The 23606-nt window shown below is 63.6% G+C and carries 20 protein-coding genes and 1 pseudogene; 16 read left to right on the top strand and 5 right to left on the bottom strand.

Going from position 1 to position 23606, the window contains the following annotated elements; all coding sequences use genetic code 11:
* Positions 1–41: 41 nt before the first annotated feature.
* Positions 42–899: an SDR family NAD(P)-dependent oxidoreductase gene (locus tag ACXJ16_RS24800; protein WP_054438062.1), complete on the top strand. Its 858-nt coding sequence runs from the start codon at positions 42–44 to the stop codon at positions 897–899.
* A 481-nt stretch (positions 900–1380) separates the two neighbouring features.
* Positions 1381–2316: an alpha/beta hydrolase fold domain-containing protein gene (locus ACXJ16_RS24795; protein ID WP_231635904.1), complete on the top strand. Its 936-nt coding sequence runs from the start codon at positions 1381–1383 to the stop codon at positions 2314–2316.
* A gap of 22 nt (positions 2317–2338) precedes the next feature.
* Here ACXJ16_RS24795 and ACXJ16_RS24790 read toward each other — a convergent pair whose 3' ends face one another.
* The 4 genes and pseudogenes from ACXJ16_RS24790 to ACXJ16_RS24775 all read right to left on the bottom strand — a co-directional run bounded on the left by ACXJ16_RS24790 (position 2339) and on the right by ACXJ16_RS24775 (position 7662).
* The gene (locus ACXJ16_RS24790; RefSeq protein ID WP_185999243.1) at positions 2339–3250 is read right to left on the bottom strand and encodes an SDR family NAD(P)-dependent oxidoreductase; all 912 of its coding nucleotides are present in this window, start codon (positions 3248–3250) and stop codon (positions 2339–2341) included.
* A 105-nt stretch (positions 3251–3355) separates the two neighbouring features.
* On the bottom strand, positions 3356–4357 hold the full coding sequence (locus tag ACXJ16_RS24785; protein ID WP_463922447.1) for a zinc-dependent alcohol dehydrogenase family protein: 1002 nt from the start codon (positions 4355–4357) through the stop codon (positions 3356–3358).
* Positions 4358–4769: 412 nt separating this feature from the next.
* Complete coding sequence (locus ACXJ16_RS24780) at positions 4770–6491, bottom strand: class I adenylate-forming enzyme family protein (protein ID WP_185999242.1); 1722 nt, start codon at positions 6489–6491, stop codon at positions 4770–4772.
* Positions 6492–6501: 10 nt separating this feature from the next.
* Positions 6502–7662 (bottom strand): annotated as a pseudogene (locus ACXJ16_RS24775) (MaoC family dehydratase).
* Positions 7663–7901: 239 nt separating this feature from the next.
* Between ACXJ16_RS24775 and ACXJ16_RS24770 the strand changes: the two are divergent.
* The 6 genes from ACXJ16_RS24770 (at position 7902) to ACXJ16_RS24745 (ending at position 14619) form a co-directional block, all read left to right on the top strand.
* Entirely contained in the window at positions 7902–8285 is a 384-nt protein-coding gene (locus ACXJ16_RS24770) for a VOC family protein (RefSeq protein WP_185999241.1), read from the top strand.
* 213 nt (positions 8286–8498) lie between these two features.
* Positions 8499–11498: a response regulator gene (locus ACXJ16_RS24765; RefSeq protein WP_463922445.1), complete on the top strand. Its 3000-nt coding sequence runs from the start codon at positions 8499–8501 to the stop codon at positions 11496–11498.
* Complete coding sequence (locus ACXJ16_RS24760) at positions 11495–12415, top strand: CheR family methyltransferase (protein ID WP_463922443.1); 921 nt, start codon at positions 11495–11497, stop codon at positions 12413–12415. Before ACXJ16_RS24765 ends, ACXJ16_RS24760 begins: the two co-directional genes overlap by 4 nt.
* Complete coding sequence (locus ACXJ16_RS24755; RefSeq protein WP_185999238.1) at positions 12408–13001, top strand: chemotaxis protein CheB; 594 nt, start codon at positions 12408–12410, stop codon at positions 12999–13001. The genes ACXJ16_RS24760 and ACXJ16_RS24755 overlap by 8 nt, the downstream gene beginning before the upstream one ends.
* Positions 13002–13031: 30 nt before the next feature.
* Entirely contained in the window at positions 13032–14207 is a 1176-nt protein-coding gene (locus tag ACXJ16_RS24750; RefSeq protein WP_185999237.1) for a sensor histidine kinase, read from the top strand.
* Positions 14194–14619, top strand: a complete 426-nt coding sequence (locus tag ACXJ16_RS24745; protein ID WP_132469751.1) for a response regulator — start codon at positions 14194–14196, stop codon at positions 14617–14619. The genes ACXJ16_RS24750 and ACXJ16_RS24745 overlap by 14 nt, the downstream gene beginning before the upstream one ends.
* Here ACXJ16_RS24745 and ACXJ16_RS24740 read toward each other — a convergent pair.
* A complete protein-coding gene (locus ACXJ16_RS24740; RefSeq protein ID WP_463922440.1) occupies positions 14616–15767 on the bottom strand; it encodes a Gfo/Idh/MocA family protein in 1152 nt (383 codons plus the stop codon). The genes ACXJ16_RS24745 and ACXJ16_RS24740 overlap by 4 nt on opposite strands.
* Positions 15768–15881: 114 nt before the next feature.
* Between ACXJ16_RS24740 and ACXJ16_RS24735 the strand changes: the two genes are divergently transcribed.
* The 8 genes from ACXJ16_RS24735 (at position 15882) to ACXJ16_RS24700 (ending at position 23552) form a co-directional block, all read left to right on the top strand.
* Positions 15882–16244, top strand: coding sequence for a c-type cytochrome (locus ACXJ16_RS24735; protein ID WP_186000067.1), 363 nt, complete (start codon positions 15882–15884; stop codon positions 16242–16244).
* Positions 16245–16276: 32 nt separating this feature from the next.
* On the top strand, positions 16277–17317 hold the full coding sequence (locus ACXJ16_RS24730; RefSeq protein WP_185999235.1) for a sugar phosphate isomerase/epimerase family protein: 1041 nt from the start codon (positions 16277–16279) through the stop codon (positions 17315–17317).
* Positions 17318–17378: 61 nt separating this feature from the next.
* Positions 17379–18683: an MFS transporter gene (locus tag ACXJ16_RS24725; protein WP_054438086.1), complete on the top strand. Its 1305-nt coding sequence runs from the start codon at positions 17379–17381 to the stop codon at positions 18681–18683.
* On the top strand, positions 18680–19594 hold the full coding sequence (locus tag ACXJ16_RS24720) for a hydroxypyruvate isomerase family protein (RefSeq protein WP_185999234.1): 915 nt from the start codon (positions 18680–18682) through the stop codon (positions 19592–19594). Before ACXJ16_RS24725 ends, ACXJ16_RS24720 begins: the two co-directional genes overlap by 4 nt.
* A 15-nt stretch (positions 19595–19609) precedes the next feature.
* Positions 19610–20437: a 3-keto-disaccharide hydrolase gene (locus ACXJ16_RS24715; RefSeq protein WP_054438090.1), complete on the top strand. Its 828-nt coding sequence runs from the start codon at positions 19610–19612 to the stop codon at positions 20435–20437.
* Positions 20434–21003: a gluconate 2-dehydrogenase subunit 3 family protein gene (locus tag ACXJ16_RS24710; RefSeq protein ID WP_054438093.1), complete on the top strand. Its 570-nt coding sequence runs from the start codon at positions 20434–20436 to the stop codon at positions 21001–21003. The genes ACXJ16_RS24715 and ACXJ16_RS24710 overlap by 4 nt, the downstream gene beginning before the upstream one ends.
* Complete coding sequence (locus ACXJ16_RS24705) at positions 21000–21845, top strand: sugar phosphate isomerase/epimerase family protein (RefSeq protein ID WP_054438095.1); 846 nt, start codon at positions 21000–21002, stop codon at positions 21843–21845. Before ACXJ16_RS24710 ends, ACXJ16_RS24705 begins: the two co-directional genes overlap by 4 nt.
* 24 nt (positions 21846–21869) lie before the next feature.
* On the top strand, positions 21870–23552 hold the full coding sequence (locus ACXJ16_RS24700; RefSeq protein ID WP_185999233.1) for a GMC family oxidoreductase: 1683 nt from the start codon (positions 21870–21872) through the stop codon (positions 23550–23552).
* Positions 23553–23606 lie beyond the last annotated feature (54 nt).

The following is a 23606-nucleotide window of genomic DNA, read 5'->3' as shown; positions in this document are numbered from 1 at the left end:
TCTGAACGAAATGGCCCGAAAGCGGGCAGGGAGAGGTTGGAATGTCCGAGACTTTCGCAGGCAAGGCCGCGCTCATCATCGGTGCAGGCCAGAACATCGGTCGCCGCATCGCGCAGGAATGGGCGGCGCGCGGGGCCCGTGTCGCCGTGGCCGACATCAGCCGAGAGGGCGCGGAAGAAACCGCCGAGATCCTCCGGCGGGCAGGCGGCGAGGCGATCGGGCTGCATTGCAACGTGCTGGACGATGCCTCGGTAGAGGCGACCATCGACGCCGCCGAACAGGCGCTCGGGCCGCTCGACATTCACATGAACAATGCCGGCATCCTTTCAGGCGGTAACCCGCAGGACATTCCGATGGCGGAATGGCAGCGGATGTTCGACGTGAACCTCTTCGGCATGGTGCGAGCCAACAATGTGATCGTCCCGCGCATGATCGCGCGCGGGTCCGGCCATATCGTCAACACCGGCAGCTTCGCAGGGCTCTATCCCTTCGCGGCGAGCCGTGTCCATTATGCCGCTTCCAAGGCGGCGGTCGTGTCGATGTCGCAGAATCTCGCGCTCTACCTCAAGCAGTACGGCATCCGGGTAAGCTGCCTCTGTCCGGGCCCGGTCATGACGACTTCTCCCGATGCCATGAAGCACTTCAGCGAGAATTACGTGATGCGCGCGCCGGGCAGCCATCTTTCGGTCAAGACCCAGCAGGAAACCGCAACGGTCCTATCCGATGCGATGGAAGCCGGCTGCATTCTCATACCTACCCACGAAGAGGCATGGGAAATGCTGGTGGAGGTTGCCGCCGATCCGGATGCCTTCGTCGAAAAGAAACACCGCGAATTCCTCGCAGGCGATCCGGGCCGCCCCGGCATCACGCAGGACGTGATCGATTCGATCAAGGTCTGAACAGGGAAACCGCGAGGAATTCGATGGAATTGCTGGTTCCCCACGCGCGAACCGAGCGTGGAAAGGCCATTGGCCGGGCAGTGACCGCGCGTGAGATTTGCCAGCCGGCAAGTCCAATCGAAGCGAGTTTACGGGACTTCATCTTTGCGGAAATCTGGAACCGGCCTGGCCTTGACCGGCGTACGCGCTATCTCATCGCGGTAGCCAACGCGGCGTGCAGCAACGGCCCCAAGGCAGCACATGCCGGCAGCCCGATATCCGCTCACGGTAGGGGCAAGGCGCCGCGTTTGCCGCCTCGGGTGCTTCCGCAAACCCTTGCGGGAGCACCCGGCCAATTCTTGAGGATGCTATCCCGCGCCGGGCAGAGATGAGCCGCCAGCCATAGAAAATGCCTATGCCGTTCCAAGGTCTGCGTATTTGACCACCGCCCTGCGCACATGTCATTCCCGTGCCAAAGCATGACGAACGGGGAGGTTGGAACATGACGGGCAGGACAGGATATCTCACACTGGCCATGGCGTGCATCCTGGCATCGGCAGCCGCGAATGCGCAGCCTTCCGATTACCCTGCACCATCGCCGGCCAGCGCCCCGCAGGAAGCCGGTGCCATCCCGCTCTACGGCGCCCGCACGCCGGGCTCCGCGGATAGCGAGGTGTGGGCGAAGTACTTCGGCAAGGACTACGCCGTCCGCAACGTCACCCGGCCGACCTTGACCCCGGTTCTACCCGATCCGGCCAAGGCCACCGGCGCGGCCGTGATCGTGGCGCCCGGCGGCGCGTTCATGGCGCTGTCGATGTCGCACGAGGGCTGGGATGTCGCCCAGGCCCTTGCCGATCGCGGCATCGCCGCCTTCGTCCTCAAGTATCGGTTGCTGCCCACTCCGAAGGACGAAAAGGAAGCCGGAAAATACGTCTGGGCCAAGATGATGGAGGGCATGCCCGATCCAAGCCGGCCGCCGGTGCTGGGCAACCCGCAGGCGACCGAGGATGGTCTGGCCGCGCTTGCCATGGTGCGGGAAAATGCCGCGAAGTGGGGCATCGATCGCGCGCGGGTGGGCATGATCGGGTTTTCGGCCGGAGCGATGACTTCGCTCCAGACGGTACTCGCCGCAAAACCCGGAGAGCGTCCCGCATTCTTCGGCTACATCTATGGCCCGCAGGCAAAGATCGACGTTCCGGCCGATGCCTCCCCGATGTTCGATGCCATCGCGCTAGACGATCCCCTGTTCCCCTCGATGGGCTTCCCCATCGCGCAGGCCTGGCAAGCCGCGAAGCGCCCGGTCGAAATCCACGGCTACCAGCAGGGCAGCCATGGTTTCGGCCTCGGCAAGCCGAACACGACGACCACGCTCCTCATCGACGAGTTCACCGCGTGGCTCGCGATGCAGGGCTTCCTGACGCGAAAGTCAGCCCCTTAGGCGCGGAGATCACCGCATCCCGTCACCCGCCCCGCACGAGCTGGAAACTGCGCGCCATGTGCTCGGAAAAGCCGTTTTCTGCGGGATGGAACGTCCACAGACGGTTCGTGTCGCGGATTTCGCCGATGCTTTCGGCCACGGTGTCGATCGTCCAGTCGGGCCGGTAAAGGCCCTCGGTCTCGGTGATGAAGGCACGGGCCACCCGCCCCCCCATCGAGACGTACATTTCACCCGTGACCGAGCAGCTCTCGTGCGCGAGCCAGCCGACCACGGGCGCAACGAGGTCCGGTCCCATGGGCGGATATTGCGAGATGTCGAGCCCCTCTGCCATGCGCGTCACGGCTCCGGGAAGGATGATGTTCGATTTCACCCCTCGCGCCGCGCCCTCGATGGCGACGATGTTGTTGAGACCGATCATGCCCGACTTCGAAACCGCGTAATTCACCACGCTGGGCATCGAATAGAGGCCGCCGATCGAGCCCGTCAGCACGATGCGCCCATAGCCGTCCCCGACCATGCGTTCGAACGCCGGGCGCACGACGTGGAAGGCTCCGAGCAGGTGGACATCCACCACCGCGCGGAAATCCTCGTAGCTGATCTCCTCCAGCATCGCGAACCGGTTGTTCCCGGCGTTGTGGATCAGGACGTCGATCCGGCCGAAGGCATCCAGCGCCGCCTCGACGATCGCCTTTCCGCCTTCCGGTGTCGCAACGCTGTCGGAGCAGGCAACCGCTTCATATCCGGCATCGCGCAAGGCGCGGGCGGCCTCTTCGGCAGGCCCGGCGTCCGAACCGCTGCCCGACAAGGCGCTGCCGTTGTCGTTGATGACGACTCTCGCACCCAGCGAGCCGAGCAGCTCGGCATAAGCCCGGCCGAGGCCCCGCGCCCCGCCGGTGATGACGACGACCCGTCCATCGAAGCGGCGATCAGTCATGTGTTTCTCCAGGTTGTTTCACCCGCTGGCCATGGCGTGTGCATGCTGCGTGTGTGGGGGAATATGCGATGGGGCGCGGCTCCCGGCGCTTCATGGTCCTGCGCTTCATATCTCCAGGCAGACCTTGCCGACCTGGTCGCCCGACCGCATGTGCGCCATTGCCTCGGCAAATTCCGCAAGCGGGAAGACACGGTCCACCACCGGATGGAGGTCATGCGCCTCGATGCAGCGAACCATGTCGATCTGGTCGCGGCGACTGCCGACGGTCACGGCTTGCAGGCACAGGCGCTTGGCCTGCACGGCCGCGAAGGGCATCGAGTCCGTCTCGAAACCGGCGGTCGCCCCGATGATGGCGATGTGGGCGCCCGTTCTTGCCGCGCGCACGCTTTGCGGCAACGTGTTCGGACCGCCCACTTCGATGACATGTTCCACGCCGAGCCCTCCTGTAAGCTCAAGCACGGCCTCGGCCCATTGCGGCGTTTCATGGCGGCCGATCACATGATCCGCGCCAAGACGGCGCAGATGCGCCAGTTTAGCAGGCGACGAACTGACGGCGATGACGGTGGCGCCCGCCGCCTTGGCGAACTGGAGCGCGAACAGGGAAACCCCGCCGGTTCCCAGAACGAGCACGCGGGCTCCGGGCTTCACGGCGCCGTCGGCCACCACCGCGCGCCAGGCCGTCACCCCCGCGCAGGGCAGGCAAGCCGCCTCCACGAACGAGAGGTTCCGCGGTGCCGGCGTGAAATGCGAGGCAGGCCGCACGACCTCCCCGCAAGCGAAACCGTCGGCCGGGCCTCCCGGCGAATTGTCCAGGTCGGCGCGGTCGATATGGCCATCGCCCCAATTGGGATGGAACAGGCTGATGACCCTGTCGCCAACCGCATACCGGGTGACGCCTTCTCCCACTTCCACCACTTCACCCGCGCCATCGGAGAGGGGGATCAGGCCGGGCGGCGAGGGAAACAGGCCCGAGAACACCAGCCCGTCACGAAAGTTAAGCGATACGGCACGGATACGAACGCGGATTTCGCCCGGCCCTGCCGAAAGGGATGGCAAATCAAGAAGAGAGAAACTGTCCTGGCCTGCCTGTAGACGCAGCGCTTTCATCGATAATCCGCCCCTTGCGCGTTCGATGCAACGCCGCGTTCGGTCATTCCGGCCGGGCCGAATTCGCCAAGGTCGGTTGCGGGCAAAGGCACAGATTGCGGACCGAACCGACCAGTCATTTTCCAAGCTCTCCCGGCTGCGGTGCAGGGCACTGCTCGCAGTCGTTCCCTGTGCCGGGCAGCACGCTCGCAAACTTGACCGATCGCGACAATCACCTGTTTCCCGCAAGAATTTCGCCCCCGCGATTGTCCGCGCCGAAGCTGTCCAGTTCAGGCTCGAGGTGTCGCCGGTCTGGAAAAAATGGGGCGGCCGGTCAGTTCCAGAGCCGATCACGCCTTCACCCAGCTTGATGCGCGCCAACCCTCTTTCCCCGTGGCTCGCAGGCGCGGGCGACGGCCCCGGCCGAACAGCCTCAGCCAGGTTCGTTCGCCAGCCAGTTTGCCGCAAGCGCGCGCAGTTCGGAGGTCTTGATCTTTGCCGATCCGGTCAAGCCCATCTGCGCTTCGTCGAGGCCGATGATCCGGCGCGGCACCTTGTAGCTTGCCAGCACGGTGCGCAGTTTTTCGCGCAGCACATCCTCGCCTGCTTCGGCGCCGGCATGGAAAACCACGCAGGCGACTACGATCTCGCCCAGCGTCTCATGCGGCACCCCGACCGTCTGGCTCATCTTGATGCCCGGAAGCGCGCGGATCGCCTCGTCGATCTCCAGCGGAGAGACGTTCGCGCCGCCGGTCTTGATGATGTCGTTGAGCCTGCCCTGCCAGTGCAGCCTGCCCTCTTCGTCGAGCCTGCCACCGTCCCCCGTGCGGAAATAGCCTGTCTCGTCCAGTGTCTCGAACAGCGGCGTGCCGAGATAGCCGAGCATCAGCGTCGGTCCCTTCACCGCGATCTCCCCGTTCTGCCCCAGCGCAACTGCATGGCCCGTCAGCGGATCGACGATCTTGAGGAGGTTCCCCGGCAGCGGAATTCCGTGGCTTTCGCCTGCGGTATCGGCCGTCGTCATGGCCGGGAACGCCGCGCTCAGCGTGAACGTCTCGGTATTGCCGTAGCAGTGCCGCGGTTCGATCCAGCTGGTGGTGACAGTCGGATGAGAGGCGAGCGGGCATGCCATGTCCACGAAGGTCACGGAGGACAGGTCCACCGATTGCCAGTTCGGAGCAGCGGTAAGCTGTTCCCACTGATGCGGCCAGGCGAAGGGAAACGTCACCCGCTCCGACTGGAAAAGGTCCAGCGCCTCCACCGGATGGAACGTGCGCTGAAGGATCAGCGAGCCGCCCATCGACAGGGTTCCGCCGATGATCATCGAAAAGTTGCCGGACCAGAAGAACCCGTTGGCAGTCCAGCTGCGCACCCCGTCGCCAAGGCCTTGCTGGCGGCCCATCCGCCACATCTGCAACGATACGCCCTGATGAGCGGAAAGAATGCCCTTCGGCCGCGCGGTAGAGCCGGACGAGAAGAACAGCGCCCCCGGATCGGCCGGGACCACGCTTCGCGAACGCGCCTCCAGCCTGGCCTCGCCGATCGCCTGCCCCAGTTCGAGGAACTCGCGCCAGGAACGAACGGCACCGCGCCTTTCCCCGCCCAGCACAACCAGTTCCCTGAGGAACGGAAACCGGCTGGAACCATAGCCTCCCGGAACGCCCGTCCCGATCTGCGGGTCGAGATCGCAAAGGATTTCGAGGAAATCCTTCTTCAGCACGCCCCGTTCGAACAGCAGGCACGACACCGCCGAATGCGCGATCAGGTATTCGAGTTCGGCGGGTGTCGAAAATGTGCTGAGCGGAGTGGCGACGCCGCCCGCCAGTGCCGCACCGAACACCGCCGAGAGGAACTCCGCGCGGTTGGTCATGAGGATGCCGACACGCTCCCCCTTGCCCAGCCCCGACGCAATGAGCGATCGGGCCACCTCGCAGGAACGATCCCACAAGTCGCAATAGCTCCACCGCTCCCGCGAACCGTCGTCCAGCCGGTGGACCAGCGCTTCGCGGCCTCCATGGCGAGACGTCACGTCCCGAAGGAAGCCGCCAAGCGTCAGGGGGCCAATTCCCGTCTCCTCGCTCAGCGGAATCCCGCGCGCGATGGAGACGGAGCGATCAGCGACAAAGCGGTGCGAAGACGCATCGTGTACAGGCAATGTCCGTCCCTCAGTACGGAAGCTGGACTTCGTTGACCGCGGTGACCACGATCTTGCCGTCCTGGTTGGTCATGCGCACCTCGATGCGAACCACCGGGAAGCCCCATTCCGAGTTCTCGATCTTCTCGATCACCTCGCCCTCGATGTACGTGACATCGCCCTCGAAGGCAGGACCGCGGAACTCGGTCTTGGCGTGGCGCACCATGCCGTCATGCCCCGCCCAGAAGGCCAGATAATCGGTGTTCCAGGCGGCCATCGTCGCGCCGTAGCCATAAGCGCGGTGCATGCCGATCTCGCTGGCGCGGCCATCATCGATATGTCCGCGCGATGGGCCGAGGTAGAGCCCGTCGCGCAGGCGCGGATCGGTCAGCGCGCCTTCCTCGTCGAAGGAAAAGCCGTCTATCCAGCCCATGTCCTGATTGACCCAGCAATCGGGAACACCCTCCACACCCTGCCAGTAGAAACTGCCCCAGATGTTGAAGATGAAGGCGCGATACTCGGTGGTGAAGCTGGCGATGGAGTGCGGACCGATCACGCGGCGGGGCAACTTGTCTCCCACCGACACTTCCTCGAAATGCGGCGACTTGCCTTCGCGGTTCGAGAGGAACCAGTCGCGGCGGATCTTGTCGATCTCGTCCAGTTCGGCTGCCGTCCACTTGTGCGGGGTACCGGCGGTGGAAGCATACATGCCGCGCTTTTCGGCTTCCTTCGCCAGATAGCGGATCACCGTGGGGCAGGATTTCGCAATCAGATCGCCGCGCTGGTTGCGGTGGATCGTATCGCCGCGCTGGAACAGGGTGGGCCCGGCAAACTTGGTATCGGTCAGCTTGTAGCCGGTGAAGATGCGCTCATGGCTGAGATGGTCTCCGGGGCGGACATGGGTGCCGTACCACCACCATTCCTCACCGCCGAAGATCATGTGCTGGCCGTCGATCCGGCCGACGCAGGCCTGGTTGTTGCCGTGGCCATAGTCGAGCGCGACGCAGATCGATTGCGGCGCGATGATATCGCCGAACTTCGTCTGCGCGGCGAACCGCTGGTCCCAGTGGAGCGGGTTCACATAGTCCATCGCCATGACCCAGCGGCGAATGTCGGTCTTGTTGCACGGCTCCTACAGTTCGCCACCGCCGACCTTGTGCCCCAGGCGCCACTCTACGTCGCTGATGTCCATCCGGACCGGGGTTTCGCTTGCGCTCACGCCATATCTCCCAATTGCCGGCTCGATCTGCTTGCCGGCGAATGCCGTCCAACGGCAGGCTTCGGGATGACAATTGCCGCGATTTCCCATCGCGACTTGACCGATCACGACAATCCATACCGCGCACGCCCCGAGGTCTGGCGCTCCCGCCTCGCGGCGGTAATCTTGCCGCCAAAGCGTATCAGGGAATGACGCGCGGGAAGGAGTTGGGGATGGGGATCGCGGGAATCGACCATGTTAACATCAGGACCATGGATCCTGAGAGTTCGGCTCAATTCTACGAACGTGCGCTTGGCCTGGTCTACAGGCCCGGGCCGGCCGTCATGGGAAACCGGTCCCACTGGCTCTACGATGACGAAGGCAATGCGGTGATCCACTTCCGGGAGAAAGCCGCAGACACCGCAAGCACCGGCGCGATCGATCACGTTGCCCTTCGTTGCAGCAACCGGCCGGCGATGAAGGCCCGGCTTGATGGTGCCGGCATCCAGTATGCGGAAGCCGATCACATCACGCCCGGCCTTGCCCAGATCTTTCTCATGGACCCGCATGGCGTTGCACTGGAACTGAACTTCGCCGAGCCCCGACACCCGGACTGAGGCGCATGTTCAGGCGACTGCGTACCAAAACCTAAGGCGTCGTTAGACAATAAAGTGTGTTTTCGGGCCATCATCGGAGGCTCGTTACCGGAGCGCGGGCGCCCCGGGGAGGAGCCGGACGCCGCACGAATGCAGGCTGTGATTTTTTCCGTTCCATATGAGCCGGCCGCAACGGTTCCCGATAACGCGGCCCGCAGCATCCGGGAGCCCTGAATGACGCCTGCGCCGCCAAGGGAAAACCTGTTCGCCCGCCATGCCACGGCCATTGCGATCGGCGTGATCACCGCCGCCTTCCTGTTCGCGGCGCTGATGTTCGTAAGCCAGGACGCGACCCTCAGTCGCGCGCGAAACTGGGTGGACCATACTTATACGGTTCGCCGCCATATCTCACTCTTGCGGGATCTTTACGAAAACGCCGAGACCGGGCAGCCCGGCTATCTCCTGACCGGCAATCCCGACTTCCTCCAGACCTACCATGATGCCCTGCGAGACGCCAGGAACGCACCGCTCGATGACGCCCGCACGCCGATACGCCGCTCCATCCGGCAGGAACTCGCCCTGCTGCGCCACCTGACGGCCGACAATCCCTCCCAACAGGCCAATCTCGACGAGCTGGACCTGCGAAGCCAGGCCCTGCTCGACTATCTGGCCTCGACCATAAGGGCACGCACCCTCCGGAACGGCCAGCAGACGGGCGCTGCGGAAGTGGCCGAAGCCACGCTGGCGCACGGCAAGTACCTGATGGAGCGGGTACGCGAACAGCTCAGCATCATGACCACCGAGGAAGAGCACCTGCTGAGGCAGCGGCAGGAGGTCGATGCCACCAGCCTTGGTCACAACAAATGGCTGATGGGCATCATCACGCTGATTTCCTACGTCGCCATTGTCCTGGCGGTATGGCTCTATCAGCGCAGCCGCGCCCGGTCGCTGGCACAGCAGCGGCTTTACACGCGCGAGCTAGAACAGCGCGAGGAAGAGCTCAAGATGCAGCAGGAGGAGCTCAAGGCCTCGAACGAGGAAATTGAAGCGTCCAACGAGGAGCTTGAGGAAAAGACAGGGGCGCTGGAAGAGCAGAACGAGCGTATACGGGCACAGGCGCGCGATCTGGAGGAAGCCAAGCGACTGATCGAGGAAAAGGCACGCGAGGTCGAACAATCCTCGAAATACAAGTCCGAGTTCCTCGCCAACATGAGCCATGAGCTGCGCACGCCGCTCAATTCCCTGCTGATCCTCTCACGCGGGCTCGCCGCCAACGAAACCGGCAACCTGACCGCCGAACAGGTTGAAGAGGCGCGGGTCATCCACAATGGCGGCCTGGAACTGCTCAACCTCATCAACGATATCCTCGATTTGTCCAAGGTCGAGGCAGGCAAGATCCATATCATTGCCGAAGACACGCCCATCGATGCCATCGTCAGCCATCTGAGCCAGAGCTTCGAGCCTGTCGCGCGGGACAAGGGCGTGGCCTTCCACATCGCGTGCGACCCCGCCCTGCCCGCACGCCTCCATACCGATGCCCAGCGCGTCGAACAGATCATGAAGAACCTGCTGTCCAACGCGTTCAAGTTCACGCAGCAAGGCTCGGTCACACTGGCCCTGGAACGTGCCGCCAAAGGCGTGGCCCTGCAGCGGGCCGATCTCGATCCGGCCCGGACCATCGGGCTTTCGGTGACGGATACCGGAATCGGCATTGGCGAGAGCAAGCTCAAGGATATCTTCGAGGCCTTCCAGCAGGAAGATGGCTCCACCGATCGCCACTATGGCGGCACGGGGCTGGGCCTGACCATCGCCCGCAAATTCGCACAGGTGCTGGGCGGGGAGATCCACGTGCGGAGCATCAAGGGGCAGGGATCGACCTTCACCCTGTTCCTTCCGCTCGGCGAGGCAGGCACATCCATGGCCACGGCTGACCGGCACTCGAAACCCGCACAACCCGAGACCGTCCTGCCCGAAGGCACGGAACGCGGCCCCGCGACACGGTTTCTCGACGACGACCGCCAGTCGCTGAAACCGGGAGATCGGGTCCTTCTCATCATCGAGGACGATCCCGAATTCGCCATGACCCTGATGAAGACGGCGCGCAAACGGGGTTACAAGGTGCTTGCCGCCGGAGACGGCAAGAGCGGGCTCATCCTGGCCGCCGACTATCCCGTCAGAGCCATCCTGCTCGACCTGCGGCTGCCCGATATCGATGGCCTGAACGTCCTCGACCAGTTGAAGCACGCGCTGAACAGTCGCCATATCCCGGTGCACATCATTTCCGGCGCAGACGACGCCGAGCCGTTCACGCCCATGCGCAAGGGGGCGGTGGGTTTCCTTGCCAAGCCTGTGGCCGAGGAAGAGATCGACACCGCCTTCACCCGGATCGAGGCCATGCTGCGCGCCGAGATCAAGCATGTCCTGCTGATCGAGGACGACCGCGTGACGCAAACAGCCATCCGCCGTCTGCTGGGCCAGAAGAATATCGAGATCACCGTAGCGGAAACCGGTTCCGGCGCGTTCGAACAGATGAAGCGGCAAGCGTTCGACTGCGTGATCCTCGACCTCAGCCTGCCGGACATGACCGGGTTCGAATGGCTGAAACTCGCGGAAGGCGTGATTGGCGAAGATGGGCGGCCGCCCGTTATCGTCCACACCGCGCGCGACCTTACCGAAGAGGAAAACCGCAATCTCGCCCGATATACCGGGAGCATCGTGATAAAGGGCGCCTCTTCATCGGAACGCCTGCTGGATGAGGTCACGCTGTTCCTGCACAGCATCGAGGCAAGCCTCTCGCGCGACCAGCAGGCCCTGATCCGCATGCACCACGATCCCGACCAGTCACTCAAGAACCGCACCGTGCTGCTTGTCGATGACGACATGCGCAACACTTTCGCGCTGTCGAGAGCGCTGAAGAAGCACAGCCTCAACCTGGTCATCGCCGACAATGGGCAAATGGCGCTGGAGAAGCTGAAGGAAAACGATCAGATCGAACTCGTCATCATGGACATCATGATGCCCGTGATGGACGGCTATCAGACCATGCGGGAAATTCGCGGCAATCGCGAGTGGGCGCAATTGCCGATCATCGCGTTGACCGCGCGCGCCATGCCCGAAGAAGTCGATCGCTGCATGGAAGCCGGCGCCAACGACTACATGATGAAGCCCGTGGACATTGACCGGCTCCTGACGCTCTTGCGGGTCTGGCTGTTCCGTCAGGAGAAGGCGGCATGACGCTGGCCGCCGCCCCCTTCGGATCACCCGCAGAAGCCGCGCCGGAACCCGGTAGCGCGGCAAACGCATCTGCGCCCGTCCCGCGCGAGGATATCGAATCCATCGAGATTTCCCTGCTGCTCGAAGCCATCCGCCGCCGCTGGAGCTATGACTTCACGCATTATTCCCACGCCTCGCTTCGCCGCCGGCTCGATCAGGCGCGGCGTTCCGCCGGGCTTGCGAACTTCAGCGAGCTTCTCGCCCGCGTCCTGCATGACGATGGCTTCTTCGACCGGCTGCTGCGCTACATGTCCGTCACGGTCACGGAGATGTTTCGGGATCCGCCATGCTACCGGGCCATGCGCGAGCGTCTGATCCCGGTGTTCAAGACCTTTCCCTTCATCAAGATCTGGTGCGCGGGCTGCGCCACCGGCGAGGAGGTCTACTCGCTCGCCATCTTGCTGCACGAGGAAGGCTATCTCGAACGCACCCGCCTTTACGCCACGGACTTCAACAAGAACTCCCTCGATATCGCGGAAAAAGGTATCTACCCAGAACGTGTCATGGCCGGCTATGCCGCCAATTACCAACAATCGGGCGGACGCGCCGATTTCTCGGACTACTACAGTTCGAGCTACGATTTTGTGCGAATGAAGGGCTTCCTCCGCGACCGGATCACCTTCTCATACCATAACCTGGTGACTGACGGCATCTTCGGCGAGATGAACCTGATCACCTGCCGCAACGTACTGATATATTTCGACAAGACGCTTCAGGAACAGGTTCTGCGGCTGTTTACGAAATCGCTGCGCCACGGAGCCTACTTGTGCCTCGGTTCCAAGGAGAGCCTCAACTTCTCGGAGGTCAAACCTCTCTATGAGGCCCTGGACGGGCGCCAGAAGATCTACAAGAAACGCGGGCTGGTCACGCATGGCTGAACCACGTTACGAAGCTGTGGTCATGGGCGCGTCCGCCGGGGGGCTTCAGGCGCTGAAACTGCTGCTGTCGGCACTGCCGGAGCAGTTCGACCTGCGCATCGCGGTGGTCCAGCATATCGACGCCAGTTCGAAAGGCTATCTCGCCGATATCCTGGCAAGGGACTGCAGGCTTGCCATTATCGAGGCGGAAGACAAATCGGATTTCCGGCGCGGCACCGTGCATCTGGCTCCCGCCGGCTATCATTTGCTGATCGAATCCGATCGCAGCCTGAGCCTCTCCGTCGACGAGAAGGTCAATTACTGCCGTCCGGCGATCGATCCCCTTTTCGAAACGGCGGCCGATGCCTTCGGAGCGGGCCTGATCGGCGTATTGCTCACGGGCGCCAACAAGGACGGCGCGCGCGGTTTGCAATATATCCGCTCCAAGGGCGGGCACACCATCGTTCAGGACCCGGCGACAGCCGCCTCCCCCTTCATGCCGCGCGCCGCGCTGGATGCGGGGCCTGTGGACGACATTACCCCTTTGTCCGACATCGCCGCGCTGCTCGGCAGGCTTGTCGGCCAGCGGACGAACAGCCCCTCATAACAATAAAGACCAAGACGACGGGAGCCCGACATGACAACCGCGATCCTCAAGAGCGCACCGCAGCAGACCGGGCCGGTTGCCATTGCGGAGGCCCGCCCGAAGATCCTGCTGGTTGACGACCGCTGGGAGAACCTACTGGCCACAGAGAAGGTGCTGAAACCCCTTGAAGCGGAAATCTTCAAGGCGACATCGGGCAACGAGGCGCTTTCGCTGGTTCTGCGGCATGATTTTGCGATTGTCCTGCTCGACGTGCAGATGCCCGAGATGGACGGGTTCGAAACCGCCATGCTGATGCAGGAGCACGAAAGCATGGCGGGTGTGCCGATCATTTTCGTGACGGCGATCTCCAAGGAGGACAAGTACGCCTCGAAAGCCGCCGAGATCGGCGCGGTCGATTATATTTTCAAGCCGATCAATCCCGATATCCTGAAGAGCAAGGTCAAGGTCTACCTCGACCTTTATGTGCAACGCGAACAGATCATGCATCTGAACGCGGTCCTGTCCCAGTCTAACGAGGAACTGGAACGCTTCGCCTACATCTGCTCGCACGACATGCAGGAACCGGTGCGCATGATGAACGCCTTTGCCGGGTTGCTGGCCGACAGTTCGGAACATACCCTTGATGAAGGCGGCAAGCGGTATCTGAACTTCATTCTCGACAATGCGCGCCGCATGCAGAAGATGATAAGCGATATCCTGACGTTTTCACGCGTCGGCCGCGAGGACATTCTTCTGGAGACCGTGGATTTCGAAGCGATCGTGGATGAAATCCTGTCAGAGTTCGAAGACACCATCCAGCAGAGCGGCGCCAGCGTAACATATGGATCCCTGCCGAGAGTGGAAACCAGTTCCACGCTCGCCCGGGTTCTGCTCCAGAACCTTATCGGCAATGCCCTCAAGTTCCAGAATGGAAGCCACCCGCCGGAAATCGCCATCGCCGCCGCCAGGCAGGGCAATCTCTGGCGTTTCTCGGTCAGGGACAATGGCATCGGCATCGATGAGAACTTCCGCACGCGCATCTTCACCATCTTCCAGCGCCTGCATCGCAAGGAGGATTATCCCGGCACCGGCATCGGGCTGTCCACGTGCCGCAAGTTCATCCAGCTTTGCGGCGGCGATATCGATTTCAGCTCGGTGCCGGGCCAGGGCAGTACCTTTTACTTCACGCTCCCATGCAAGGAGGTCCGCAATCATGAAGCCGTTTAAGATCCTGATCGTGGAAGACAATGAGGGTGACGTGGAAATGACGCAGCGCGCACTGTCGACCGCGCAGCCCCCCTGCTCGCTCACCATCGCCCATGATGGCCTGCAAGCGCTAGACCTGCTTCGTCACGAGCCGGGCACGCCGGCCCCGCCGATCCCGCAGTTGATCCTGCTGGATATCAACATGCCCCGGATGGACGGCAAGGAACTGCTCGCCGCAGTCAAGGCGGACGATCGGCTGCGCCATATTCCCGTGGTGATGTTCACTTCTTCGGAATCCCCCACGGACATCCGCGAATGCTATGAACGCCACGCGAGCTGTTACGTGGTCAAGCCCTTCAACGGCCGCAAATATGCCGAGGCCCTGCACGACGTGGTGACGTTCTGGAGCACGACCAGCCGTCTGCCGAACTAGGTCGCAAGTTTCGTCCATTTCGTATCGGATGCGTCGTTCGAGATGACGGTCTCTACGAAGGCCATTGTCCGCAAGCCGGCCTCGATCGAAGGGAACGCGTCTGGCCCGTCGGGCTCGTCGGCCCCGTCCGAAATCCGGTTGGCGAAGGCGCGATAGAGGTTGGCGAAGGCTTCGATATAGCCTTCCGGATGTCCTGCGGGGGTGCGCAGCCGGTGCAGGGTTGAAGCCGCCAGTCCCGGACCGGCGGCGCGGACGGTTTCGGCCGGGCGGTCCAGCCAGCGCAAGGTCAGTGTATTGGGTTCCATCTGGTTCCATTCCAGACCGCCGAGTTCCCCATGGATGCGCAGGCTCAGCCCGTTCTCGTCGCCGGCGGCCACCTGGGTCGCCCTGAGTATGCCGCGCGCCCCGCCGTCCAGCCGCAACAGCACGCTGACGTCGTCGTCCAGCCGCCTTCCGGGAACGTGGGTGGCAAGATCGGCGCAGAGTTCCTGCACCCGCAGCCCCGAAACATGTTCAGCCAGATGGAATGCGTGCGTGCCGATATCGCCGAGGCACCCGCCAAGCCCGGCCCGTGCGGGATCGGTCCGCCATTCCGCCTGCTTGTTGCCCTCCCGGTCGACCGGACGGCTGAGCCAGCCTTGCGAGTATTCGACCTGCACCAGCCGGATCTTGCCGAAATCGCCGCGCGCCACGCGGGCACGCGCCTCTTCGACCAGGGGATAGCCGCTGTACGTGAAGGCGAGGCCAAACTGGCGACCCGATCGCGCCGCCGCCTGCGCGATCAGACGCGCCTCGTCCAGATTGAGCGCCATCGGCTTTTCACAGAAGACATGGAAGCCCGCATCGAGCGCGGCGATCGCCATGGGGGCGTGCAGATGGTTGGGCGTAACGACCGCCACCGCATCCACGCGCACGCCGACAGGCAGCGCCGCTTCCGCCAGGAGCAACGCGTCGAGCGAGGCATATGTACGGTCCGGCGCGATCGCCAGCATTTCGCCGGAGCGGCGGTTGCGATCCGCATCGCTGCTGAACGCACCGGCCACAAGCCGCCAGTCTCCGTCGAGTGCGGCGGCGGCCCGGTGGATGGCGCCGATGAAAGCACCTTCGCCGCCTCCGACCATCGCGAGACGCAGGGGTCTTGTCGTCATCTCCTCTCCTCCTTTTCCGTGCTTGTAGCAGGGCCATGATTTCAGGCCTTGATCTGGTATGATTTACCGGTAAACGTATGGCAATAAGAATAAGATGGAGAGTCGAGGATGCGCATGACAGCAAACCTCAGCCTGGCAGCTATCGCCATGGCGGCGGCAATTCCGGCCACGCCGGGCATGGCGCAGTCGGTGCCTGCCGCGTTCAACACATGCCGTGCCTGCCACAGCGTGGACAAAGGCGGCAAGAACGGCGTCGGCCCCAATCTGAACGGCGTTGCGGGCAGACCTGCGGCATCGGTGGCCGGGTTCAACTACTCGCCCGCACTCAAGGGTTCGAAGCTGCGTTGGGACGATCAAAGCCTCGATGCCTTCCTGACAGCACCGACCAAGAAAGTGCCCGGCACGCGCATGCCGATCGCCACTCCCGATCCGGCCAAGCGGGCCGCGATCATCGCTTATCTCAAAACCCTGAAATGATCGGAAAATCTGAAGTGGCAAGGCAAAAGCCCATGCGGGGTCCGGCGGTTTTCCTGGCGCAGTTCATGGGCGATGCCCCTTTCGACACTTTGGACAATGCGGCGCGGTGGATGGCCGAGGCCGGTTACAAGGGCATTCAGGTGCCCAGCAACGATCCCCGCTGCATGGATCTCGTCCTGGCTGCGGAAAGCCAGGATTATTGCGACGAACTGACCGGGCGCTGCCGGGAGGCAGGGGTCGAGATCACGGAACTGTCCACCCATCTGCAGGGCCAGCTGGTGGCCGTTCACCCCGCTTACGATGCGGCGTTCGACAATTTCGCTCCGGCCGAATTGCGCGGCCGGCCGGCCGAGCGGCAGGCCTGGGCTGTGGATCAACTGAAGCTGGCGGCCAAGGCCAGCCGCCGTCTGGGGCTGACTTCGCATGCGACCTTTTCCGGGGCGCTGGCCTGGCCCTTCGTCTATCCCTGGCCCCAGCGCCCTGCCGGACTGGTGGAGGAAGCCTTCGCGGAACTGGGCCGACGCTGGCGGCCGATCCTGGATGCCTTCGACGCGGAAGGTGTCGATCTCTGCTACGAACTGCATCCCGGCGAAGACCTGCACGACGGCCTGACCTTCGAGCGGTTCCTGGACGCGGTCGGCGATCATCCTCGCGCCAATATTCTCTACGACCCGAGCCATTTCGTGCTTCAGGCGATGGACTACCTCCAGTTCATCGACATCTATCATGACCGCATCAAGATGTTCCATGTGAAGGATGCGGAGTTCAATCCCACCGGACGGGCGGGCGTGTACGGGGGCTATGCCGACTGGGTCGATCGCCCCGGCCGCTTCCGTTCGCTGGGCGACGGCCAGGTCGACTTTACCGGCATTTTCTCGCGCCTGACCCAGTATGGATACGAAGGCTGGGCCGTGCTGGAATGGGAATGCTGCCTCAAGCATCCCGAAGACGGCGCGCGCGAAGGCGCGCCTTTCATCGAGGCGCACATGATCCGCAGGCCGGAACGGGCATTCGACGATTTCGCAGGAGGCGGAGACCCCGCCAACAATCGCCGCTGGTTGGGCCTGACCTGACGGAGCGGCAAGCACGAACCCGATAACAGAAATCAGACGGGGACAGGGAAGAGGAGCGGGCATGACGGGCATAAACCGGCAAAGGCTATTCTGGCTGAGCGTTCTGGCGCTCTTCACCGCGTCGATGAGCGCATCCCTGCGCGCCGCGGTGGCGAGCAGCCTGAAAGGGGAGTGGATCGATCCCATCGCGCCGATCGCGGCGGGAGAAATGATCGGTGCGGCGCTCGGCTCCGCTTTCCTCGGCTTTTCCATCACCGTGTTCGTCGTCAGCGCCGTGCTGGACAGGGTGGGCATCCGCCGCGTCCTGATCGGCTGCGGGGTGGCCTTCCTGATCGGCACCTCGCTGATCGTAAGCGCGGGCCTGTTCGCCACCGGCATGGCCATCTATCATCTGGTCTGGCTGGGCATGTTGCTGAGCGGCATCGGCTGGGGCTTTGCCGAAGCCTCGATCAATCCGCTGACGGCGCGGCTCTATCCCGAAGACACGACCCATCGCCTGAACGTACTGCACGCGTGGTATCCGGGCGGATTGATCGTCGGCGGACTTGCAGGCGTGTTCCTGGCGCCGCTGATGCCCTGGCAGGCGATCATGGCGCTGGTCTATCTGCCTGCCATCGGCGTGATCCTGATTGGCGCGACGACCCGGTTTCCCGATCCTCCTGCGGCAACCGGCGACCGGGCGATGAAGGACATGATGCTGGAAGTCGTCCGCCGTCCCAGCTTCTTCGTCTGGTTCGGAGCCATGTTCCTCACCGCCTCCTCCGAACTGGCGCCCGGCCAGTGGATCGACGTTGCGCTCAGCAACCGGGTGGGGATGCGGGGCATCCTGCTGCTCGTCTACGTCAGCGCGCTGATGTTCGTGTTCCGCCATTTCGCCGGGCGGATCGCGGGCCGCCTGTCCAATCCCGGCCTGCTCTGGATGTCGAGCCTCCTTGCCGCGATCGGCCTGTTCCTGCTTTCGCAGGCCCAGTCACCGGTTTCCGCGATCATGGCTTCGACGGTCTGGGGCCTGGGCGTTTGCGCCATGTGGCCGACGATGCTGGCGTCCGTCGCCGAACGCTATCCGCGCGGCGACTCCTGGGCGCTGGGTCTGGTCGGATCGGCCGGCGCGCTGGCCAGCTTCTTCGTGCTGCCGCGCCTTGGCGAAATGTTCGATCAGGCGAAAGTCGAGATTGCGGGCGGGCCGGAAGCCTTCACACGGTTGAGCGGCGCCGCGCTGCGCGCCGTGGAAGATGCCGCAGCGTCCCAGTCGTTCGCCCGGCTGACTTTCGTGCCGCTGGCGCTGCTGCTGGTATTCGGCGCCATCTGGCTGGCCGAACGGCGCGCCGGGCGCCGAACGGATCGCATCGCGGAGGGCGTGGCATGACGATGACGAGGCGCACGGCGATCGCCTCCGGACTGGTCGCGGCGGCAGTTCCGGCGATTTCGGCAGCCGCAGGCACAGGCGGATCGAACGCCGCCCGTTTCTCGCTCGGCTACGCCCCGCATGAAGGCAGCTTCGCCAGCCGGGGCGGCCTGCTGGAACAGATCGCCTTCGCAGCCGACCAGGGTTTCCGCGCCTGGGAGGACAACGAGGCGCGCAAGCGGCCGGTCGAACAACAGGAAGCCATGGCCCGCGCGCTTTCGCAGCGCGGGATGACCATGGGCGTCTTCGTCGCCAGCATGCCGAAGTGGGCCGATTTCCGGCCGGTACTGGGCAGCAACGACGATGCCGACCGGGACGCCTTCCTGGCCGATATCCGAACCTCCGTAGAGGTCGCAAAGCGGCTGGGTGCCCGGCACATGACGGTCGTTACCGGCTTCATGGACCGCAAGGTGCCGGAAGCCATCCAGACCGGGCGGATCATCGATTGCATGCGCCGCGCCGGAGACATAGTCGCGCCGCACGGGCTGACGCTGGTGATGGAGCCGCTCAATACGCGCACCAACCATCCCGGCGTCTTCATGCAGTCCATCGCCCAAGGCTATGCCGTCGCGCGCGGTGCCGACAGTCCGGGCGTCAAGATCCTGGCCGATATCTATCACGAGCAGATCCAGTCCGGGAACCTGATCCCGACGCTGGACGCCTGCTGGGCCGAGATCGGCTATATCCAGTTCGGCGACAATCCCGGCCGCAAGGAACCCGGAACCGGCGAAATCAACTTCGCCAACATCGTGCGCTGGCTGCGCGCCCATAGCTATACCGGCGTGATCGGCATGGAGCATGGCAACTCCGTAGCCGGGCGAGAGGGCGAAGACCGACTGATCGCCGCCTATCGGGCCATCGACAGACCATAAACAGGGAGCGAGAGGATGAAGTACATCCCGATCGGCGTGCTCATGGCGGGAACCATCCTGGCCGGTACGCTCGTTCACGCAGAGGACAAGCCGGGCTTCAGGGACACGCCGATCCTGCCGGGAGGCAACTGGCATGTCCACGATCCCGATCGGCCGGCTCCGCCCGCAGTCGTGCCCGCTGCCGCTTTGGGCGGCGCGCCGTCTGATGCCGTCGTCCTGTTCTCGGGCACTTCGCTCGATGCCTGGCGCGGCGAACGCGGTCCCTGGACTGTGGAGAAGGGCGTGATGACGGTCCCGCCCCGCGCCCAGAGCGGGGGCGAGAACAATCTCGTCACCCGGCAGGAATTCGGCGACGTGCAATTGCATCTCGAATTCCGCTCCCCCAACCCGCCGCAGAAGAGTTCCCAGAACCGCGGCAACAGCGGAATCTGGTTCATGCAGCGCTACGAGGTCCAGATTCTCGACAGCTTTCAAAACCCGACATACGCCGATGGCGCCGTGGGCGCGGTCTATGCGTGGAAGCCGCCGCTGGTTAACCCGTCCCGCCCGCCGGGAGAATGGCAAAGCTACGACATCGTGTTCGAGCGCCCGCGCTTCGATGCGAACGGCGGCCTGCAGCGCCCGGCCTATGTCACGGTGCTGCTGAACGGCGTTCTGGTGCAGAATCATCAGGCCATGCTGGGCACCACGGCATGGCGCAAGGTCGCGCAGTATGAAGCGCATGGCGACAAGGCCCCGATCCAGTTGCAGGATCACGATTCCCCCGTTTCCTTCCGCAACATCTGGGTACGCCCCCTGCCGGAAGAGGCCATCGCACAGGACCTGAAAGGGGCAGCACGATAATGGATCGCAGAAACGCGCTTGCCGGCATGGTCGCCATGTTCGGAGCCCAGCTGTTCGCCCCGCTCGCCCGCGCGGCAGGAATCGCATCGGCAGCCAGCATTCCGGCGATCGATCAGGGCGCTCCCAGCATCCAGGTCTTCACGCCCGAACAACGTGCGCTGATGACCGCGCTGAGCGAACGGATCATCCCGGCGACCGACACCCCCGGCGCCATCGCCGCAGGCGTTCCCCTTTATATCGAGAAGCTGCTGGCCGACTGGGCCTTCGCCGAAGATCGCGACCCGATCCTTTCCGGCCTGGCGGAAATCGATGCACGCAGCCGGCAGGATTACGGGCTGCCCGCGGTGCAGGCCACGCCGGAGCAACAGGACGCGCTGCTGACGCTGGCCATGAACGACCAGCTTCCCGACGGCGTCCTGTTCTTCAAGCCGTTCCGACAGATGGTGGTCGTAGGCTATTACACCTCTGAAATCGGTATCACGCAGGAGCGCGAGTATCTGCCTGTTCCGGGCGAATACAACGGCGCTTTCCCCTATTCACAGGTCAACAAGGTCTATTCCGCATGATCATGAACCGTCGTTCCGTGATGCTGGGTGCCGGCGGCCTCGCCGCGCTCGCAAGCCAGCCCTTCCTCGCCGGCCTCGCTCGCGCCGCGCAGCTGCGCAGCATCGGGCTGCAACTCTACACCGTGCGCGAACTCTTCGCCGCCGATCCGGTCGCCACGCTCGAAACGGTCGCGAAGATCGGCTATCGCGAAGTCGAATATGGCGGCGGCGGTTACGATACCATGGACCACGCGCTGCTTCGCAGGACCATGGACAGGCTCGGCCTGAAGAGCCCTTCGATCCATGTCGGCTATGACGCGCTGATGGACAATTTCGACGCCAGCCTGACCATGGCCAGAACGCTGGGCGCCGACACGATCGTCTTGCCCTACATGGTCGACAAGCACCGCAACGGCCCCGCCTGGGACGCCGCAACCGCCAATATCAACCGCATCGGCGAAAAACTGAAAGCGGCGGGTCTGGGCTTCGCCTATCACAACCACGACTTCGAATTCACCGTCAAACCGGACGGCATCAGCCTGTTCGACCGGCTGGTAAAGGCCTGCAATCCCGCGCACGTCAAGATCGAGCTCGATCTCTACTGGGCCATCTATGCGGGGCAGGATCCGCAGGCGCTGATCCGCAGCCTTGCCGGACGTGTCTATGCCTATCATGTGAAGGATATGCGCGCGGACCGGAGCATGACATCCGTCGGCGCCGGAACGATCGACTTCGCCAGCATCTTCAAGCTGAACGGGCTTGCCGGAGCACGGCATTTCTATGTCGAGAACGATCAGTCCCCCGCGCCTTACCTGCCCGACATCACCCAGAGCTTCCGAACGCTCAGCGCCCTGCGCTTCTGACCATCGACGGCGGAAAGGATCACCATGGCTTCAACGGACAGCTTCGATGCAATCGTCATCGGCTCGGGCATCAGCGGCGGCTGGGCCGCAAAGGAACTGACCGAAAAGGGACTGCGGGTGCTGATGCTCGATCGCGGCCACATGGTCGAGCACGGCGAAGGCTACGCTTACGACGGCAAGCCTGCCTATGAGGTGCCCGCTCGCAACATCATGCCGGACGGGCTGAGGGAGAGCGATTATTTCATCGCCCAGCATGGCTATGTCGCCCCCAGCAACCAGGCCTTCTACAACAATGACCGGCTGAACCCCTACGATTACGAGGAGGGCAGCAAGTTCTACTGGATTCGTCCGGCGGCAGTCGGCGGCAAGTCGCTGATATGGGGCCGTTGGAGCTTCCGATGGAGCGCAGCCGATTTCGAGGCGAACAAGCGCGACGGCATCGGCGGCGAATGGCCCATCGGCTATGACGATCTCGCGCCCTGGTACACCTATGTCGAAAAGTACATCGGCGTATCGGGATCGCGCGAAAATCTCGACTATCTGCCGGACAGCGAATTCCAGCCGCCGATGCCGATGAACATCGCCGAGAAATGGATGAAACAGCGGCTGGAAACCGCATTCCCCGGCCGCAAGATGATCAACGCCCGCCTGTCCAACATGACCGAGGACAAGCCCGAGCAGAACCGCTCCAAATGCCAGTTGCGCAACCAGTGCAGCAACGGCTGCTCCTTCGGCGCCTATTTCTCGACACAGGCGGTCACCCTGCCTGCCGCACGCGCGACCGGCCGGTTGACGCTGCGCTCGGATGCGGTTGTCACCAACCTGGAATACGATCCGGCCAGCAGGAAAGTCACCGGCGTCCGTTTCGTAGATGCCAAGACCGGGCTGGCGGAAGTGGTGCGCGCCAGGATCGTCTTCCTGAACGCCTCGACGCTCGGTTCGGTGCAGATTCTCATGAATTCGCGTGCCCAGGGCAGCGAACGCAGCCATTTCGACACCAGCGGCACGTTGGGCCGCTATGTGATGGACCATATCTTCCGTGTCGGCGTGAAGGGTGACATTCCCGGCATGGAGGAGTTCATCGAATATGGCCGCCGCCCCGGCGCCATCTATGTCCCGCGCTTTCGCAACAACGGCCGGGACGAAGACCTCGGGTTCCGGCGCGGCTACGGCTATCAGGGCGGCGCCTATCGCGAACCGTCCAAGCCGGTCGGCTTCGGCGCGTCGATGAAAGAAGGGATGCGCCGTTACAGCGGGTGGAAGTTCCAGATGGGGGCTTTTGGCGAATGCCTGCCCTACGAGGACAATCGGGTTACCTTGAACCCGAACAAGGTGGACCGCTTCGGCATTCCGCTGATGCAGTTCAACGTGACATTCCGCGACAACGAACTGCGCATGATGGCCGACGCGCGCGAGCAGGGCGAAAAGATGCTGCGGGCCGCCGGACTGAAGAACGTCGAGAGCAAGGTCAAGGAACACGTTCCGGGCGATGCCATTCACGAGATGGGCGGTGCGCGCATGGGCAACGACCCGCGAACCTCGGTGCTCAACAAGTGGAGCCAGGCGCATGACGCCTCGAACCTCTTCGTCACGGACGGTGCGCAGATGGCGTCGATTTCCTGCGTCAACCCATCCCTGACGTTCATGGCCCTGACCGCACGGGCGGTGGATCATGCCGTGAAAGGGCTCAAGGCCGGCACGATCTGACAGGCACGCCCAGTTGCCGTTTTCCGGCGCTATCACGGCGCTCGAAACACGCTA

It is taken from the genome of Novosphingobium sp. TK71, from assembly GCF_055361505.1.
Note: the sequence above shows the minus strand (reverse complement) of the source record. Positions and strands in the feature narration are given on the sequence as shown.

Excerpts from the sequence above, each read along its gene's own strand:
- ACXJ16_RS24800 (WP_054438062.1), top strand. The coding sequence starts at position 42 with ATGTCCGAGACTTTCGCAGGCAAGGCCGCGCTCATCATCGGTGCAGGC.
- ACXJ16_RS24795 (WP_231635904.1), top strand. The coding sequence starts at position 1,381 with ATGACGGGCAGGACAGGATATCTCACACTGGCCATGGCGTGCATCCTG.
- ACXJ16_RS24790 (WP_185999243.1), bottom strand. The coding sequence starts at position 3,250 with ATGACTGATCGCCGCTTCGATGGACGGGTCGTCGTCATCACCGGCGGG.
- ACXJ16_RS24785 (WP_463922447.1), bottom strand. The coding sequence starts at position 4,357 with ATGAAAGCGCTGCGTCTACAGGCAGGCCAGGACAGTTTCTCTCTTCTT.
- ACXJ16_RS24770 (WP_185999241.1), top strand. The coding sequence starts at position 7,902 with ATGGGGATCGCGGGAATCGACCATGTTAACATCAGGACCATGGATCCT.
- ACXJ16_RS24765 (WP_463922445.1), top strand. The coding sequence starts at position 8,499 with ATGACGCCTGCGCCGCCAAGGGAAAACCTGTTCGCCCGCCATGCCACG.
- ACXJ16_RS24760 (WP_463922443.1), top strand. The coding sequence starts at position 11,495 with ATGACGCTGGCCGCCGCCCCCTTCGGATCACCCGCAGAAGCCGCGCCG.
- ACXJ16_RS24755 (WP_185999238.1), top strand. The coding sequence starts at position 12,408 with ATGGCTGAACCACGTTACGAAGCTGTGGTCATGGGCGCGTCCGCCGGG.
- ACXJ16_RS24750 (WP_185999237.1), top strand. The coding sequence starts at position 13,032 with ATGACAACCGCGATCCTCAAGAGCGCACCGCAGCAGACCGGGCCGGTT.
- ACXJ16_RS24745 (WP_132469751.1), top strand. The coding sequence starts at position 14,194 with ATGAAGCCGTTTAAGATCCTGATCGTGGAAGACAATGAGGGTGACGTG.
- ACXJ16_RS24740 (WP_463922440.1), bottom strand. The coding sequence starts at position 15,767 with ATGACGACAAGACCCCTGCGTCTCGCGATGGTCGGAGGCGGCGAAGGT.
- ACXJ16_RS24735 (WP_186000067.1), top strand. The coding sequence starts at position 15,882 with ATGACAGCAAACCTCAGCCTGGCAGCTATCGCCATGGCGGCGGCAATT.
- ACXJ16_RS24730 (WP_185999235.1), top strand. The coding sequence starts at position 16,277 with ATGCGGGGTCCGGCGGTTTTCCTGGCGCAGTTCATGGGCGATGCCCCT.
- ACXJ16_RS24725 (WP_054438086.1), top strand. The coding sequence starts at position 17,379 with ATGACGGGCATAAACCGGCAAAGGCTATTCTGGCTGAGCGTTCTGGCG.
- ACXJ16_RS24720 (WP_185999234.1), top strand. The coding sequence starts at position 18,680 with ATGACGATGACGAGGCGCACGGCGATCGCCTCCGGACTGGTCGCGGCG.
- ACXJ16_RS24715 (WP_054438090.1), top strand. The coding sequence starts at position 19,610 with ATGAAGTACATCCCGATCGGCGTGCTCATGGCGGGAACCATCCTGGCC.
- ACXJ16_RS24705 (WP_054438095.1), top strand. The coding sequence starts at position 21,000 with ATGATCATGAACCGTCGTTCCGTGATGCTGGGTGCCGGCGGCCTCGCC.
- ACXJ16_RS24700 (WP_185999233.1), top strand. The coding sequence starts at position 21,870 with ATGGCTTCAACGGACAGCTTCGATGCAATCGTCATCGGCTCGGGCATC.